Annotated in this window: 11 protein-coding genes; 3 read left to right on the plus strand and 8 right to left on the minus strand. The window is 63.2% G+C overall.

From position 1 onward, the window contains the following. Nucleotides 1–118: 118 nt before the first annotated feature. From ilvB to ACYVHT_RS13650, 8 genes are all read right to left on the minus strand, one after another. A complete protein-coding gene (ilvB, locus tag ACYVHT_RS13615) occupies nucleotides 119–1,897 on the minus strand; it encodes a thiamine pyrophosphate-binding protein (RefSeq protein WP_460552584.1) in 1,779 nt (592 codons plus the stop codon). A gap of 153 nt (nucleotides 1,898–2,050) precedes the next feature. Beyond that, nucleotides 2,051–3,760 carry a dihydroxy-acid dehydratase gene (ilvD, locus tag ACYVHT_RS13620; protein WP_460552587.1) on the minus strand — a complete coding sequence of 570 codons (1,710 nt, stop codon included), beginning with the start codon at nucleotides 3,758–3,760 and terminating at the stop codon, nucleotides 2,051–2,053. A 146-nt stretch (nucleotides 3,761–3,906) separates the two neighbouring features. After that, nucleotides 3,907–4,794: an aminotransferase class IV gene (locus tag ACYVHT_RS13625; protein ID WP_460552590.1), complete on the minus strand. Its 888-nt coding sequence runs from the start codon at nucleotides 4,792–4,794 to the stop codon at nucleotides 3,907–3,909. Between the two features lie 306 nt (nucleotides 4,795–5,100). After that, the gene (gene leuB / locus ACYVHT_RS13630) at nucleotides 5,101–6,219 is read right to left on the minus strand and encodes a 3-isopropylmalate dehydrogenase (protein WP_460552593.1); all 1,119 of its coding nucleotides are present in this window, start codon (nucleotides 6,217–6,219) and stop codon (nucleotides 5,101–5,103) included. A 109-nt stretch (nucleotides 6,220–6,328) separates the two neighbouring features. Then, nucleotides 6,329–6,925, minus strand: coding sequence for a 3-isopropylmalate dehydratase small subunit (leuD, locus tag ACYVHT_RS13635; protein WP_460552595.1), 597 nt, complete (start codon nucleotides 6,923–6,925; stop codon nucleotides 6,329–6,331). A gap of 131 nt (nucleotides 6,926–7,056) precedes the next feature. Further along, nucleotides 7,057–8,451 carry a 3-isopropylmalate dehydratase large subunit gene (leuC, locus tag ACYVHT_RS13640; protein WP_460552598.1) on the minus strand — a complete coding sequence of 465 codons (1,395 nt, stop codon included), beginning with the start codon at nucleotides 8,449–8,451 and terminating at the stop codon, nucleotides 7,057–7,059. 128 nt (nucleotides 8,452–8,579) lie between these two features. Beyond that, nucleotides 8,580–8,735, minus strand: a complete 156-nt coding sequence (locus tag ACYVHT_RS13645) for a hypothetical protein (RefSeq protein WP_460552601.1) — start codon at nucleotides 8,733–8,735, stop codon at nucleotides 8,580–8,582. 23 nt (nucleotides 8,736–8,758) lie between these two features. Continuing rightward, nucleotides 8,759–9,925, minus strand: coding sequence for a 2-isopropylmalate synthase (locus ACYVHT_RS13650; protein ID WP_460552604.1), 1,167 nt, complete (start codon nucleotides 9,923–9,925; stop codon nucleotides 8,759–8,761). Nucleotides 9,926–10,091: 166 nt separating this feature from the next. Here ACYVHT_RS13650 and ACYVHT_RS13655 point away from each other — a divergent pair, with 166 nt between their 5' ends. The 3 genes from ACYVHT_RS13655 to ACYVHT_RS13665 all read left to right on the plus strand — a co-directional run bounded on the left by ACYVHT_RS13655 (nucleotide 10,092) and on the right by ACYVHT_RS13665 (nucleotide 15,783). Beyond that, nucleotides 10,092–11,636 carry a hypothetical protein gene (locus tag ACYVHT_RS13655; protein ID WP_460552607.1) on the plus strand — a complete coding sequence of 515 codons (1,545 nt, stop codon included), beginning with the start codon at nucleotides 10,092–10,094 and terminating at the stop codon, nucleotides 11,634–11,636. 128 nt (nucleotides 11,637–11,764) lie between these two features. After that, complete coding sequence (locus tag ACYVHT_RS13660; protein WP_460552610.1) at nucleotides 11,765–12,298, plus strand: DUF4833 domain-containing protein; 534 nt, start codon at nucleotides 11,765–11,767, stop codon at nucleotides 12,296–12,298. 137 nt (nucleotides 12,299–12,435) lie between these two features. Then, nucleotides 12,436–15,783 (plus strand): cyclic nucleotide-binding domain-containing protein, encoded by a 3,348-nt coding sequence (locus ACYVHT_RS13665; RefSeq protein WP_460552613.1) that lies wholly within the window; start codon nucleotides 12,436–12,438, stop codon nucleotides 15,781–15,783. Nucleotide 15,784: the final 1 nt, after the last annotated feature.

Consider the following 15,784-nt stretch of genomic DNA (forward strand, 5'->3'; position numbering starts at 1 on the left):
AATTAGAAATTATGAATTGAGACTTAGAATTTTCAGCTGCCGCCTCATTCGGTTTTAAGCCGAGGACGATTCTGGCGTCAGTTCATAATTCATAATTTCTAATTCATAATTAGCGCAGCTACCGCAGCCGGATTTCCGCCACGCTGCAGCCCTGCGGCACCATCGGGAAGATGTTGTTTTCCTTCGCCACCATCACCTCCAGCAGGAAGGAGCCGGGCTGCTCCAGCAGCTGCCGCAGCGCCGGGGCCAGCTCGGCGCGGGTTTCCACGCGCCGGCCGGCAATGCGGTAGCCGGCCGCTACGGTCACGTAATCAGGGCTCTGGATATCCACAAACGAGTAGCGGCGGGTGTGGAAAAGCTCCTGCCACTGCCGCACCATGCCCAGGTAGCGGTTGTTCAGGATGATGATTTTCACCTCGACCCCGGTTTGCATGATGGTGCCCAGCTCCTGAATGGTCATCTGCACGCCCCCGTCGCCGATGATGGCCACCACCGGCCGCTCGGGCGCGCCAAACTTGGCCCCGATGGCGGCCGGCAGCGCGAAGCCCATGGTGCCCAGCCCGCCGCTGGTGATGTTGCTGCGGGTGTGGTTGAAGCGGGCGTAGCGGCAGGCCACCATCTGGTGCTGGCCCACGTCGGTCACGATGATGGCCTCGCCCTGGGTCAGCTCGTTGAGCTGCTGCAGCACCTCGCCCATGGTCAGCTCCTCGCCGGTGGGGTGCAGCTCGTCGTGTATCACGGCGGCCACTTCCTCGGCCAGGTGGTCCTGGAAGCGCTGCAGCCATTCGGGGTGCGTTTTCGGCTCGATGAGGGCCGTGAGCAGCGGCAGGGTTTCGCGGCAGTCGCCCCACACGGGCACGGTGGCGGCCACGTTTTTGTCGATTTCGGTGGGGTCGATGTCGAGGTGAATGACCTGGGCCTGGCGGGCGTACTTGTCGAGGCGGCCGGTCACCCGGTCGTCGAAGCGCATGCCGATGGCAATGAGCACGTCGCACTCGTTGGTGAGCACGTTGGGGCCGTAGTTGCCGTGCATGCCCAGCATGCCCACGTTCAGCGGGTGGCCGGTGGGCAGCGCGCCCGCGCCGAGGATGGTCCAGGCCGCCGGAATGCCGCTTTTTTCGATGAAGGCTTTGAACTCCTGCTCGGCCTTGCCCAAAATCACGCCCTGCCCCCAGAGCACGAACGGCCGCTGCGCCCGGTTGATGAGGGCCGCCGCCTCGCGCAGGTACTCGGGCCGCACGATGGGCGTGGGCCGGTAGCTCCGGATGTGCGTGCACGGCACGTACGGCGCGAAATGGAACGGCTGCAGCTGCGCGTTCTTGGTGATGTCAATCAGCACCGGGCCGGGCCGGCCGCTGCGCGCGATGTAGAAAGCCTTGGCCAGCGCCTCGGGGATTTCCTCGGCCTTGGTCACCTGGTAGTTCCACTTCGTAACGGGTGTGGTGATGTTGATAATATCCGTTTCCTGAAACGCATCGGTGCCCAGCAGGTGCGCAAACACCTGCCCCGTGATGCAGACCAGCGGCGTGCTGTCAATCTGCGCATCGGCCAGCCCCGTGACCAGATTGGTGGCGCCCGGCCCGCTGGTGGCAAACACCACCCCCACCCGCCCGGAGCTGCGCGCATACCCCTGCGCCGCGTGGATGCCGCCCTGCTCGTGGCGCACCAGCACATGGTTCAGCCGGTCGTGGAAGTCGTAGAGCGCATCGTAAATCGGGATAATGGCCCCGCCGGGGTAGCCAAACACGGTATCCACGCCCTCGGCCAGCAGGATGTTCAGCACCGCCTCGGCCCCCGTGGAGTTGGGCGCGGGGGCAGCTTCTTCCGGAGCTGTTGGAGCGGCAGAAACGGCGGTTTCCGGCTCGGCAATGGCGGTTGTTTGCTCGTTGGTTAACATGGGATTGAGCTTAAGTTCTGCTGGCGGGCCACCTCACCCCCCGGCCCCCTCTCCCGCGGAGAGGGGGAGCCTGACGATTTTCGAACGATTTCCTTTGGGGCATTTCCGGTGCCCCCTCTCCGCGGGTGAGGGGGTCAGGGGGTGAGGTGAACGTCAGGGGGTGAGGTTGACGGGGAGGCCGACCTCCTCCAGCAAATCGGTGATGCAGCCGTGGCTGGCGTCGCTCACGGTGCGGATGTACTTGAGGAGTACGCCTTGGGTGGCGTTGGGGCGCGGGCGCTGCCACTGGCTGCGGCGCAGCTCCAGCAAAGCGGGTTCAATTTGAATATCGATGGTGTTGGCCGCCGCATCCAGCACAATCCAGTCGCCGTTTTCGACCAGCGCGATGCCGCCGCCATCATACGCCTCGGGGCAGACGTGGCCCACCACGAAGCCGTGAGTACCGCCCGAGAAGCGCCCGTCCGTAATCAGGGCCACCTTATCGCCCAGCCCGGCCCCGATGATGGCCGAAGTCGGCTTGAGCATTTCGGGCATACCCGGCCCGCCCTTCGGCCCCACGTAGCGAATCACGACCACCTCGCCGGCCTTGATTTTGCCGGCCATGATGCCCTCGTTCAGCGCCTCTTCCGAGTCGAACACGTTGGCCGGACCTTCGAAGCGCAGGCCTTCCTTGCCCGTGATTTTGGCCACCGCGCCCTTGGGAGCAAGGTTGCCGTAGAGAATTTGAATGTGGCCGTCGGCCTTGATGGGGTTGTCGAACGGCCGCAGCAAATCCTGCTCCGCGCCCAGCGGCGGCACGTCGGCGAGGTTTTCGGCCAGGGTGCGGCCGGTCACGGTCAGCAGGTCGCCGCGCAGCAGGCCGGCATCGAGCAGGGTGCGCATCACGGCGGGCACGCCGCCCAGGGCCGAGAGGTCTTCCATGAGGTACCTGCCGCTGGGCTTGAGGTCGGCCAGCACTGGCACGCGGTTGCTCACGGCCTGGAAATCTTCCATCGTCAAATGCACACCGGCCGCGTGGGCGATGGCGATGAGGTGCAACACGGCGTTGGTGGAGCCGCCCAGCACCGTGACGACCACCAGCGCATTCTCGAAGGCCTCGCGCACCAAAATGTCGCGGGGCTTGAGGTCGAGTTCCAGCAGCCGGCGCAGGTAAGCGCCGGCGTCGAGGCACTCCTGGTTTTTCTCCACGCTCACGGCGGGCAGCGACGAGGAAAACGGCACGCTCATGCCCAGCGCCTCGATGGCGGCGGCCATGGTATTGGCCGTGTACATGCCGCCGCAGGCGCCCGGCCCGGGGCAGGCGTTGTGGATGATGCCGCTGTAATCCTCGTCCGAAATCTGGCCTTGCAGCTTCTTCCCATACGCCTCGAAGCACGATACAATGCTGAGCTGCTGCCCCTTAAACGTGCCGCCCTTGATGGTGCCGCCGTACACCATCAGGCTCGGCCGGTTCAGCCGCGCCATCGCAATCAAAGCGCCGGGCATGTTCTTGTCGCAACCCACCACAGTAGCCACGGCGTCGTAGTTGTGCGCGCCCGCCATGGCCTCGATGGAGTCGGCAATAATCTCGCGCGACACCAGCGAAAACCGCATTCCCGGCGTGCCGTTCGTGATGCCGTCGCTCACGCCGATGGTGCTGAAGCGCAGCCCCACCAGCCCCTGGGCCTGCACCCCGATTTTCACGCCGTCGGCCAGCGCGTCGAGGTGCATGTTGCAGGTATTGCCCTCGAAGCCCGTGGAGCAGATGCCCACGAACGGCTTGCGCAAGTCCGCATCCGTCAGCCCCGAGCCGATGAGCATGGCCTGCGAGGCCGGCAGGCTGTCGTCCTGGGTGTAGATGCGGCTGTATTTATTGAGAATCATGAGTGTGGGATTGGAAATCGTATATCACTGCGCTCGCCGGAACCTCACCCCCGGCCCCTCTCCAAAAGAGAGGGGAGCCTGACAATAGCGCATAACCGGTTCCCCCTCTCCCCAAGGAGAGGGGGTCAGGGGGTGAGGTTCCGGCGTCAGGCATTTTGCGCCACCGTCGCGCCGGTCACCAGGGCGCGGTAGCGCTCGGCCAGCTGGGCGCCCAGCGTCTCGGCGAATGGCACGCTGAATTCCAGTTCATCGATGGCGGCAATGCCCACCACTTCGGCCGCCGTGCCGGTGTAGAAAGCGCCGGTAGCACCCTGCAATTCTTCGGGCGTGAAGAATTTCTCCGTCACGCTGATGCCGGCTTCGCGGGCCAGGTCGATAATCGTATTGCGGGTGATGCCGCGCAGGATGCTGCCCTGCGGCGCGGTGAACAGCTCGCCGTTTTTCTCGAAGAAGAAGTTGGCGCCGGGGCCTTCGGCCACGTAGCCGTTCATGTCGAGCAGCAGGGCTTCGTCGAAGCCGCGGCCCTTGGCTTCGGAGCTGGCAATGATGGAGTTGACGTAGTGGCCGGCCACTTTGGCCTCGATGGGCACGGCCCGGGGGTTGGGGCGCTGGTAGGGCGAGATGCTGAGGCGCAGACTCTGGTCGCCGAGGTATTTGCCCCAGTCCCACACGGCGATGAGCAGGTTGCTGCTGGTGGCGTGCTTCAGGGTCATGTTGGGCGTAGCGGCGTACACCAAGGGCCGGATGTAGGCGTCGGCCAGGCCGTTTTTCTCCAGCAGCTGGTAGGTAATGTCGGTCAGCTCCTCCACCGAATAGTTGAAGGGCAGGCCGATGCTGCTACACGAGTAGTGCAGCCGCTCGTAGTGCTCGCGGGCCTTGAAAATCTGGGTGCCGCCGGGCGTGGCGTACGACCGGATGCCTTCGAAAACGGCATAGCCATAGTGCAGCGACTGCGCATAAGCGCCCACCACGGCCTCGTCGGCTTTCACGAACTCACCATCCACAAAAGCCAGGGTGTCGGAATTGAAATACATAAACGTTAAAACTTGAAAGAGAGAAGGGTATATCGAAAAAAAGCCTTTCTGAGCGCGGGGCTTAGAAAGGCTTTTGCAGGGTGCAACAAGCTGTTCCTAAACGCCCGCCGGGCGAGGAGTAATGACCTTAATGACTAGGGTAAACAGGTTTTTCATGAGCATTAGAACTGTGGTTAGCACCGTCCTGCTGAGCGGAGTCGAAGCATCTCTACCGCTTCGCTGCTTTCGATTGGATTACTTGCGTGGTAGAGATGCTTCGACAAGCTCAGCATGACGTTCTGGTAGTTGCAGCTAGCCGCAAAGCCGTCAGATAATCGTGCTGGTGCCTATTTCCACGTTGTTTTTATTCCACTGCTTCTCGCTGGAATCCGCAATCCAGAAGGCGATGTAGTTGCCCACTTCCTCGGTGGTGTAGGGCGCGGTGGGGTTTAGCTCCTGGGTCAGAATGCCGTTGTTCAGGGCCTCGTCCACGGCCTCGCGCACCAGGGCGGCTTCGGCGTACAGTTCCAGGTGCTCCAGCAGCATGGCCGCCGAGAGAATGGTGGCAATGGGGTTGGCAATGCCCTTGCCCCTGGCCTGCGGGTAGGAGCCGTGAATGGGCTCGAACAGCGCCACCGCCTCGCCGATGGAGGCCGACGGCAGCAGGCCCATGGAGCCGGCAATGACCGAAGCCTCGTCCGAAATAATGTCGCCGAACATGTTCTCGGTCAGAATCACGTCGAACTGCTTCGGGTTGAGAATCATCTGCATCGCGGCATTGTCCACGAACAGGTAATCCACGGTCACCTCGGGGTATTGGGCGGCCATTTCGCGGATTTCCTCGCGCCAGAGGCGGGAGGTTTCCAGCACGTTGGCTTTGTCCACGAGCGTGAGGTGTCGGCGGCGGCCGGCGGCGGCCTGAAACGCCAGGTGCGCAATGCGGCGCACTTCGTGGCGGCTGTAGGTGCAGTGGTCGTAAGCGCCCTCGCCATCCTCGGTGCGGCCCTTGGCGCCGAAGTAGATGCCGCCGGTCAACTCGCGGAAAATGACCATGTCGGTGCCTTGGATGCGCTCCGTTCTGAGGGGCGAATGGGGCAGCAGGATGTCGTAGGCCGTGACGGGGCGGATGTTGGCAAACAGGCCCAGCTCCTTGCGCAGGCGCAGCAGGCCCTGCTCGGGGCGCACTTTGGCGCCGGGGTCGTTGTCGTACTTCGGGTCGCCGATGGCGCCGAGCAGCACGGCATCGGCAGCGCGGCAGGCGTCGAGGGTTTCGTCGGGCAGCGGGTTGCCGGTGGCGTCGATGGCGCAGGCGCCCATCAGGTGGCGCTGCAGGTCGAAATGGTGGTCGAAGCGGGTCGCTACGGCCTCCAGCACTTTCACGGCCTGCCGGCACACTTCCGGCCCGATGCCATCGCCGGGCAACACGGCTATTTTCTTGCTTACCATTGTCTTGCGTGAGTAGCAAGTATCGGGTAGTAAGTAATAAGACACGGCTCAAATAGAGTCGCTCAAAATCCTGTCTTACTACTTGCTACCCAATACTCATGTCTAATTTTTACCAGCTCCAGGTTCGGTTTTGTTCGTAGGCTTCAATGGCGGGCTTCCGGCTCACCAGGTAGTCGATGTCGTCGTAGCCGTTAATCAGGCATTCCTTTTTGTAGGCGTCGATGTCGAAGTGAAAGCTCTCGCCGGTGGCGGGCACGTGCAGCGTCTGCTCGGGCAGGTTCACCACGAATTGCGTATCGGCATCCTGCTCCACCAGCGCGAAAAGGCGGCTCAGCTCCTCATCGGTCACCTGCAGGGGCAGCAGGCCGGTATTCAGCGCGTTGCCCCGGAAAATATCGGCGAAGTAGCTCGAAATCACCACCCGAAAACCGGCGTCGTACAGCGCCCAGGCCGCGTGCTCGCGGCTCGAGCCGCAACCGAAATTCTTGCCCGCCAGCAAAATCTGGCCGCTGTATTTGGGGTCGTTCAGCACGAAATCCGGTTTCGGCGAGCCGTCGGCATTGCGCCGCCAGTCGCAAAACAGGTTTTCGCCGAAGCCTTCGCGCGTGGTCGCCTTCAGGAAACGGGCCGGAATAATCTGGTCCGTATCAATGTTCTCGAAGGGCAGCGGCACGGCGCTGGAATGCAGGGTCTGGAATTTTTCCATGTGGGGTGCAACATAATCATCTGTCATCCTGAGCGCAGCGAAGGACCTTATCAGGTCAGAACGGTGTGCGGCAACTCAAGTATATCAGGCGTGATAAGGTCCTTCGCTGCGCTCAGGATGACAGATTTAACTTAGTTCAAATACTGCGTGATGTCCACAATCCGGCCCTGCACCGCCGTGATGGCCGCCACCAGCGGGCTCGCCAGCAGCGTGCGCGAGCCCGGCCCCTGCCGCCCCTCGAAGTTGCGGTTGGAGGTGGCCACGCAGTAGGCCCCGGCCGGGATTTTGTCCTCGTTCATGGCCAGGCAGGCGCTGCAGCCGGGCTCGCGCAGCTCAAAGCCGGCTTCGGCCAAAATCTTATCCAAGCCTTCGGCAATGGCCTGCTGCTCCACCTGCTTCGAGCCGGGCACGATGATGGCCTCGACGTGCCCGGCCTTCTGCTTGCCCTGCACGTAGGCCGCCACGGCCCGCAAATCCTCGATGCGCGAATTGGTGCAGCTGCCGATAAACACGTAATTGATTTCCTTGCCCAGCAGCGACTCACCGCGCTGAAAACCCATGTACTGCAGCGACTTATCGAAGCTCTCGGCTTCGCTGGCCGGCACTTCGCTGGGGATGTGGCCGTTCAGGGCGATGCCCATGCCGGGGTTGGTGCCGTAGGTAATCATGGGCGTGATTTCCTGAGCGCTGAACTGGTGCTCAGCGTCGAAAACCGTTTCTTCGTCCGAATACAGCGTTTGCCAGTAGGCTACGGCCTGGTCCCAGGCGGCTGCTTTGGGCGCGTAGGGGCGGCCTTTCACGTAGGCGAACGTCGTTTCGTCGGGCGCGATGAGGCCGCCGCGGGCGCCCATCTCAATGCTCATGTTGCAGACCGTCATGCGGCCTTCCATGCTGAGGCTGCGCACGGCGCTGCCGGCGTATTCCACGAAGTAGCCGGTGGCGCCGCCCGTGCCGAGCTGCGCAATCACGTAGAGAATCAGGTCTTTGGCCGTGACGCCGGGCCGCAGCTCACCGTCCACGGTGATGCGCATGCGCCGGGGGCGGCTCAGCAGCAGGCACTGCGTGGCCATCACCTGCGCCACCTGGCTGGTGCCGATGCCGAAGGCCACCGCGCCAAACGCGCCGTGCGTGGAGGTGTGGCTGTCGCCGCACACAATGGTGGTGCCGGGCAGCGTGAGGCCCAGTTCCGGCCCGATGACGTGCACGATGCCCTGGCGCTGGTGGCCCAGGCCGTAGAGTTCCACGCCGTACTTCTCACAGTTGGCGGTCAGCTTATCCACCTGCGAGCGGCTGAGCGGCTCCGCGATGGGCAGGTGCTGGTTGCGGGTGGGCACGTTGTGGTCGGCCGTGGCCAGGATGCGGTTGGGGCGAAACAGCGGCAGGTCGCGGGCCTCAAGCTCGTCGAACGCCTGCGGGCTGGTCACCTCGTGGATGAGGTGCCGGTCGATGTACATGATGTCCAGGCCGCCCGGCGCGGATTGCACCACGTGCGCGTCCCAGATTTTATCGAACAATGACTTAGCCATTTTGCGGGGTGTAGAGACGCGACACTTCGCGTCTCGTCGTTGCTGATGTTGTTTAGTTTGTGCGGTGCGGTGCGGCGCGGTTTCGGTTGTTCAATGCCGAGACGCGAAGTGTCGCGTCTCTACTCCGTTCAGCGGGCGTTTTGCGAAACGGTTTGCGGCTGCTGCGTCACAGCCACGGCGTAGCTAATCCAGTCGGCATGTCGCGGCGGCTTGGGGGCTTCGCGCGGCTCCTGCTGGCGGTTGTTTTCGGGGGTGCCGGTCTGGCGGTCATCGGAGATATTCATAATCGATAATAATTGGTGGATAATTAGTTGGTGGCAACGAGCTTCTCCTGCTCCACCAGTTGGTGCAGGTCGTGGTCCACCACTTCGCGCTGGCGGTCGGCGAGCTGCAGGAAGCTGGCGTAGGCCTTGTTCAGCTCGGGCTTCTCGAAGTCGTAGCCCAGCTTCTGGAGGCGGTAGGCCAGGGCGGCGCGGCCGGAGCGGGCCGTGAGCACAATCGAGGAATCGGCGACGCCGACTTCCTTGGGGTCGATGATTTCGTAGGTTTCGCGGTGCTTGATGATGCCGTCCTGGTGGATGCCGCTGCTGTGCGAGAAGGCATTGGCGCCCACAATGGCCTTGTTGGGCTGCACGGGCATGGTCATGAGGTGCGACACCATGGCCGAGGTTTCGGCCAGCAGACGGGTGTTGATGTTGGTGTGCAGGTTGAGGTAGGGGTGCTGGCGCAGAATCATCACCACTTCCTCCAGGGCCGTGTTGCCGGCGCGCTCGCCCACGCCGTTGATGGTGCATTCAATTTGCAGCGCACCGTTCATGACGCCGGCAATGGAGTTGGCAGTGGCCAGGCCTAAGTCGTTGTGGCAGTGCGTGGAGAGGCGCACATTCTGGATGCCCGCCACGTTTTCGTAGAGGTATTTGATTTTCGCGCCGTACTCGCCGGGCAGGCAGTAGCCGGTAGTATCGGGGATGTTGAGCACGGTGGCCCCGGCCTTGATGGCGGCCTCGCACACGCGGGCCAGGAATTCGTTGTCGGTGCGGCCGGCGTCTTCGGCGTAGAACTCCACGTCTTCCACGAAGCTCTTGGCCAGCTTCACGGCCTTGATGGCGCGGTCCATTACGTCGTCGCGGGTGGTGCAGAGCTTGTGCAGCACGTGGATATCGGAGGTGCCGATGCCGGTGTGGATGCGCGGGTAGCGGGCGGGCCGCAGGGCCTCGGCGGCGGTGCGGATGTCGTTTTCGACGGCCCGCGAGAGGCCGCAGACGGTGGCGGTTTTGGTTTGGGCGGCAATGGCCTGCACGGCGGCAAAATCGCCGGGGCTGGACACCGGAAAACCGGCCTCAATCACATCGACGCCCAATAATTCGAGCTGCTGGGCAATCAGAAGCTTCTCGTCTCTGTTTAGCTTGCAGCCCGGCACCTGTTCGCCGTCGCGGAGCGTGGTATCGAAGATTTGGATTTGCTGTTGCGCCATGCTGAAATAGGCTGGATAACCGGACTTAGTTCTTGAATTGGAAGCGTAAGTACCGGCCCGCTGTGCGGCGCAAAAACCAGATTTTAGTTATTTCTACTATTTCCAAACCAACAATTCACAATAACAACACATTACCGGTCAGTATTTTATCGAATAATTTCTTACAATGCCAAATAAGAGTCAGGACCCGGTTTTTCAGCTCATAAAGTCGCTCACGCGGTCGGAAAAGCGCCATTTCCGGCTGTTTACCAGCCGGCCGGGCGCGGCCGAGGACCTCAAGTTCCTGCGGCTTTTCGATGCCCTCGATGCGCTGGACAGCTACGACGAGAACCAGATTCTGGCGCTGGTGCCCACCATCAAGCGCGTGCAGCTGGCCAACCTGAAGGCCAACCTCTACAGGCAGGTGCTGTCCAGCCTGCGGGTGTACCACGCCGGCCAAAACCCTGACATTCAACTGCACGAGCAGCTGGACTACGCCCGGGTGCTGTATAATAAAGGCTTCTACCAGCAGGCCCTGCGCATGCTGGAGCGCGTGAAGCAGCAGGCCCGGCAGGTCGAAATGCCGCACATTGTGCTGCTGGCCCTCGATTTTGAGAAGCTGATTGAAAGCCAGTACATCACCCGCAGCCTGAAGGACCGCGCCGAAACCCTGACCAGCGAGGCCGTGGAAACGGTGGAGCACCTGGCCCGCATGCACGAGCTGAGCAACGCCTCGCTGCGCCTCTACGGCCTGTACCTGAAGGCCGGCCACGCCCGCAACCGGGCCGACCACGAGCGCATTACGGCGTTTTTCCGGGAAAACCTGCCGGCGCTGGACGACCGCAACGCGGGCTTTTTTGAGAAGCTGTATTTCTACCAGGCGCACGTGTGGTACCACACGCTCGACCAGGATTTCCGGGCCAGCTACCGCTACGCGCAGAAGTGGGTGGACCTGTTTGAGCGGGCCCCGCACATGAAGGATTTGCAGGCCATGCTCTACATCAAAGGGATGCACAACCTGCTGGCTACGCTGTATAATATGCTGTACTACAGTAAATTCATGCAGGTATTAAAAACCCTGGAAGATTTTGCCGCCAGCCCCGACCGGCGCAGCAGCCCCAACACCGAAATTCTGCTTTTCCAGTACATCTACACCAACAAAATCAACGCTTATTTCCTCGAAGGGCGCTTCACCGAGGGACTGGCCATCATCCCGGAGCTGCTGGAGCAGCTGGAGCATTTCAAGCCGCAGCTCGACATGCACCGCACGCTGGTGTTTTACTACAAGATTGCCAGCCTGTACTTCGGCAGCGGCGAGTTTGCCAAGGCCATCGAGTACCTGAACCTGATTATTCAGCACAAGGACCTCAGTCTGCGCGAGGACCTGCAGTGCTTCGCCCGCATCCTGAACCTGATTGCGCACTACGAGGCCGGCGACGACGCCAGCCTGGAGTACCAGGTGCGCTCGGTGTACCGCTTCCTGGGCACCATGGACGACCAGCAGCCCATGCAGGTCGAGATTTTCCGGTTTCTGCGCAACGTGGGCAGCATTGCGCCGCACCAGATGCGCGAGGCGTTCATTTCCCTCAAAGACAAGCTGATGGTGATTGCGGCCAATCCGTTCGAGAGCCGGCCGTTTCTGTATCTGGATATTATTTCCTGGCTGGAAAGCAAGATTTCGAACGTGCCCGTGCAGGAGGTGATGAAGCGGAAGTTTTTGATGATGAAGTAAAATGTAGCGTGGACTTTGCGAGTCCGCGTTGGGACGAACAATAACCGGCCTTAAGCGTTGCCAATGCGCGGACTCGCAGAGTCCACGCTACGGTACCTTTGCGGCCTCATTTTACTTTCTGGTTAAACATGTCGGCAACGGCTTTACTGCTGTTTTTCAGCCTGCTTTTCGTAGTCCCGGGCACGCGTCCGGCCACCACGTTTCCGGTGCCCAGCGGGGTGACCAATCAGCTGTTCTACCTGCAGCGCGACCCGAACAGCAACACGGTGATTTACCAATTGAACGTGGACCGCGCGGGCAAGCTCGATGAGGACGAGCCCGTTAACGTGTTCTGGATTCGCTACGACGAGCACGGCGAGCGCAAGGACCTGAACTTCATTCAGCGCAAGTTTGCCTACGGGCTCACGGCGGAGAAGCTGGCGGCCGATAAGTATGAGCTGAAGTTTGCGGCCTATAACAAGGTGCGGTTTTACCTGCTGAAGTCGCCGGTAGACAAGGCGTTTCATGTGTACACCACCATCGGCGGCAAGCAGATTCAGCTGGAGCGGGTGTTTCTGCGCATCGAGGGCGGCACGTTCTGGGTGCCCAATGTGAAATACATCGAGTTCAAGGGGCTGGCATCGGCCACGCTGCAGCCGGTAGTGGAGCGGATAACGCTGTAGCATGGACTTTTAGTCCGCGCCTTGCCTGGGCTGTATTACACACCGCTAAGCCACGCGCGGACTAAAAGTCCGCGCTACAAACCGGCCCGTGTATCTTTGACTACGGCCGTGCCCGGTGGTGCCGGCTTCTTTTTCGCATGATTTCGGCCACCTCTCTGCAAAACCTCTTCGGCATCAAGGCCAGCGAAACCCGCACCGTGGGGTTGTTTTTGCTGCATAACTTCCTGCTCGGCATCGGCTCGGTGCTGGTGTACGTGGCCGCCAACGTGCTGCTGCTCGAGCACAGCCCCGAGCACAGCCTGCCGCTGGGCTACATCTTTGGCGCGCTGGCCATGATGGCCGTGGGCAAGGTGTACACGCATTTCGAGCACCATCTGCTGCTGCGCAAGCTGGCGGTGCGGGTGCTGCTGGCCGTGGTGGCCCTCACCGTGGTGATGGGCGTGCTGGTGGCGCGGGTGCACGCGGTGGCGGCTTATTCGGAAACGGCGGCCATCGGGGCGGCCGTGGCCATCATGGCGGGCTACCGGGTTATTTACCTGCTGACGAATCTGGAGTTCTGGGGCGTGTCGGCGGTGGTATTTGATGTGCGGCAGAGCAAGCGGCTGTTCAGCACCATCAGCGCGGGCGACATGCCGGCCAAGGCCCTGGGGGCCATTCTGGCGGCCCTAATTCACGGCGATGCGCAGCTGCCCATTCTGCTGGGCGTGTCGTTTGTGGCCTACCTGGGGGCGCTGCTCACGCTGCGCTCCACGCTCAGCTCGCACACGGTGGAGGCCACGGCCCGGCCGGTGCGCCGGGTGCAGAAAGCGCCGGGCAAGCTTACCCGGCAGCTGTTTGGCGGCAGCGAGTTGGTGCTGGCCATGTGCCTGAGCCTGGTGGCCATTGCGGCCGTGATTTCGGGCGTGGAGTACATGTTTTTCATCCACGTCAAGCACAAGTTTCACGAGGCGGAGGACGTCACCAAATCGGTGGGCTGGATTCTGGCCTTCACTTACTTGGCGGCAACTTTCTTCAAGCTGCTGGTGAGCCGGCAGGCGCTGGAGCGCTACGGCGTGCAGTGGTCGCTGCGGCTGCTGCCGGTGGTGGCGCTGGCCAGTCTGGCCGTGTTTGGCGGGCTGAAAGTGGCCCACGGCTACACCCAGACCGAGCAGCTGGCCTTCTACTGCGGGCTGTACCTGCTGCTGGAAGTGCTGCGCCGGACCGTGTTCGACCCCGTGTTTCTGGTGCTGTTTCAGCCGCTGGCCCCGCCGCAGCGGCTGGCCGCTCATACGCTGGCCAAGGGCTTCTACGAGCCGCTGGGCATGGGCCTGACGGGCCTGCTGTTCTTCGCGTTCCGCTACTCGGGCCTGCTCGAAAGCGGCCTGCCTTTTCTGTGGATGGGGGCGCTGCTGCTGCTGGCGCTGCTGTTTTTGCGCCGCACCTACCTCAGCTATCTGGCCGAATTGAAGGAAGGCCTGGGCCGCCGCTTCACCGAAACGGCCGAGCTGGCCCTGCCCGATGCCGCCCGGCACGTGGTGCTGGCGCACCTGCTCAGCCGTCACCCCACCGAGGTGCTGAACGCCGTGGCCTGGCTGCGCCGGCACGAGCCCGCTACCCTGGCCGTCCACGCCCCCACCCTGCTCGAACACGCCGATGAGCGGGTGCGGCTGGCCCTGCTGGCCACGCCCGAAGCCCGCCCCCTGCCCGTGGAGGCCCTGCAGGCGCTGGCCCTGCGCGACCCGGCCCCCGCTGTGCGGGAAACCGCCGCCCGCCAGCTGGCCGCCGCCATTCCCGACGCGCCCGCCGTGACGGCCCTGCTGACGGGCCCCGACATGGCCGCCCGCCAGGGCGCCATCCGGGGCAGCCTGGAAACGGCCACGCCGCACGAAGCGGCCCGTACCAGCCTGTATCAGCTGCTGCCCAAGGCCGGCCGCGCCACCAGCCCGGCCAGTAGCCTGGCAGCACTGCAGCTCCTCGGCCTATTCCCGCTCGACATCCAGAAACACCTGGTTGAAAGCCAGTTGGCCAGCCCCGACCCGGCCATTGTGCAGGCAGCGCTGGTGGCTGCAGGCTCGGTCGGCCACTTGCACCTGGCCCACCACCTGCTCACCGCGCTCGACAGCAGGCACCACTGGGCCACGGCCGCCGACAGCCTCGTGAAGCTGGGCCCGGCGGTGCTGCCGCTGGTGCGGGAGGCCCTGTTCCGCGAAGCGGAGCCGGCCCATCCCCAGCGGCTGGCCACCGTGCTGGAACGCCTCGACACCACGGCCAGCCGCGCCGTGCTGGTGGAGCTGGCGCAGCACCCGCACCTGTTTTCGCGCGGGGTGGCGCTGCGGGCGCTGCGCCGCTTCCCGGCCCGCACGGCCGAGCGGCCGCTGTTTGAGCGCCTGCTGCACGAAGAATTTGTGCTGGCCACCCAGCTGCTGCAGGGCGTGGTGGCCGATGGCCGCCCGGCCCTCGCCGCCACCCTCGACTACGAGCTGACGCTGCTGCATCAGCGTGTGTTCAGCCTGCTGGCCCAGCTTTACGATGCCGAGCTGGTGGCCACGGCCCAGCGCAACGTGGCCCACGCCGCCCGCGAGCGCCAGGCCAACGCCCTCGAAATCCTCGACAACCTCATTCCCCGTCCTATTTACCAGGGCCTGCAGGCGCTGCTCGACGACACCCCGGCCACCGACAAGGCAGCGTTGTTTGCCCGCCTTTCGGCCAATGGGCTGGCCCAGCCCCACCTGACCGTGCCGGCCGGCAACGCGGCGGCGGCCGGCTTTGCCGCCGCGCCGGTTCCGCAGGTGTCGGCGGTTTCGCTCATGCCGGAGCCCTTGCCGGCGCTGCTGCTGCGGCGCGGCCACATCGCCTTCACTTCCTGGACGCTGAGCGTGGCCCTGCGCCACTGGCAGCCCACCGAGCCCGATGCGCTGGCCCTGCTGCGCCCCTACCTTACATCGCCTTACCTGCTGCTGCGCGAGAGCGCCCGGCTGGCCGCCACGGCGCTGGCCGCCCACCTGGGGCAGCCCATTTCCGCTTTGCAACTGCCTGATGCCATGAGCCATTCGCACGCCACGCCCGAAGCCCGCATCTCCGCCCTGGAGCGGGTGGAGGTGCTGAAAAACACCGCCTTATTTGCCCAAACCCCCGAGAACGTGCTCAGTAGCGTGGTGCCCATTATGAAGGAGGTGACCTTTCACGAAGGGGAGGAAATCTTTGCCAAGGGCGACATCGGCACGTCGCTGTTCATCGTGCACGATGGCGAAGTGGGCGTGTTCACGGGCAGCCAGCAGTTGGCCACTTTCGGGGCCGGCGACTTCTTCGGCGAGCTGGCTTTGCTCGATGCGGAACCCCGCTCCGCGACCGCCGTGGCCCTGAGCGAGGTGCTGGCTTTCCGCATCGACCAGGAAGATTTCTACGACGTGATGGAGGAGCGGGCCGAGGTGCTGCGCAACATCCTGCGCATGCTCTGCCAGCGCATTCGGCGGCAAAATGAGAAGATGCACGAGCTGGCCGGGTAGC

Source organism: Hymenobacter daeguensis (genome assembly GCF_054780555.1).

What these genes read in the sequence shown, in the direction of transcription:
- ilvB (WP_460552584.1), bottom strand. Translation starts at nt 1,897, where the DNA reads ATGTTAACCAACGAGCAAACAACCGCCATTGCCGAGCCGGAAACCGCC.
- ilvD (WP_460552587.1), bottom strand. Translation starts at nt 3,760, where the DNA reads ATGATTCTCAATAAATACAGCCGCATCTACACCCAGGACGACAGCCTG.
- ACYVHT_RS13625 (WP_460552590.1), bottom strand. Translation starts at nt 4,794, where the DNA reads ATGTATTTCAATTCCGACACCCTGGCTTTTGTGGATGGTGAGTTCGTG.
- leuB (WP_460552593.1), bottom strand. Translation starts at nt 6,219, where the DNA reads ATGGTAAGCAAGAAAATAGCCGTGTTGCCCGGCGATGGCATCGGGCCG.
- leuD (WP_460552595.1), bottom strand. Translation starts at nt 6,925, where the DNA reads ATGGAAAAATTCCAGACCCTGCATTCCAGCGCCGTGCCGCTGCCCTTC.
- leuC (WP_460552598.1), bottom strand. Translation starts at nt 8,451, where the DNA reads ATGGCTAAGTCATTGTTCGATAAAATCTGGGACGCGCACGTGGTGCAA.
- ACYVHT_RS13645 (WP_460552601.1), bottom strand. Translation starts at nt 8,735, where the DNA reads ATGAATATCTCCGATGACCGCCAGACCGGCACCCCCGAAAACAACCGC.
- ACYVHT_RS13650 (WP_460552604.1), bottom strand. Translation starts at nt 9,925, where the DNA reads ATGGCGCAACAGCAAATCCAAATCTTCGATACCACGCTCCGCGACGGC.
- ACYVHT_RS13655 (WP_460552607.1), top strand. Translation starts at nt 10,092, where the DNA reads ATGCCAAATAAGAGTCAGGACCCGGTTTTTCAGCTCATAAAGTCGCTC.
- ACYVHT_RS13660 (WP_460552610.1), top strand. Translation starts at nt 11,765, where the DNA reads ATGTCGGCAACGGCTTTACTGCTGTTTTTCAGCCTGCTTTTCGTAGTC.
- ACYVHT_RS13665 (WP_460552613.1), top strand. Translation starts at nt 12,436, where the DNA reads ATGATTTCGGCCACCTCTCTGCAAAACCTCTTCGGCATCAAGGCCAGC.